1 rRNA gene is annotated in these 452 nt (G+C 54.9%); it reads left to right on the forward strand.

Annotated elements, in window-relative coordinates:
- Positions 1-15: 15 nt before the first annotated feature.
- Positions 16-452: ribosomal RNA gene (locus AAY72_RS02435) — 16S ribosomal RNA — on the forward strand; the annotation flags it as partial.

The following is a 452-nucleotide window of genomic DNA, read 5'->3' on the forward strand; positions in this document are numbered from 1 at the left end:
TGGCAGAAAGAACTTTAATTGAAGAGTTTGATCATGGCTCAGATTGAACGCTGGCGGCAGGCCTAACACATGCAAGTCGAGCGAGGTTTTCGGACCTAGCGGCGGACGGGTGAGTAATGCGTAGGAAGCTGCCCGATAGAGGGGGATACCAGTTGGAAACGACTGTTAATACCGCATAATGTCTACGGACCAAAGTGTGGGACCTTCGGGCCACATGCTATCGGATGCGCCTACGTGGGATTAGCTAGTTGGTGGGGTAATGGCTCACCAAGGCGACGATCCCTAGCTGGTTTGAGAGGATGATCAGCCACACTGGGACTGAGACACGGCCCAGACTCCTACGGGAGGCAGCAGTGGGGAATATTGGACAATGGGCGCAAGCCTGATCCAGCCATGCCGCGTGTGTGAAGAAGGCCTTCGGGTTGTAAAGCACTTTCAGTGGGGAGGAAGGG

This window comes from Alishewanella sp. WH16-1 (assembly GCF_001441695.1).
Classification (GTDB): Bacteria; Pseudomonadota; Gammaproteobacteria; order Enterobacterales; family Alteromonadaceae; genus Alishewanella; species Alishewanella agri.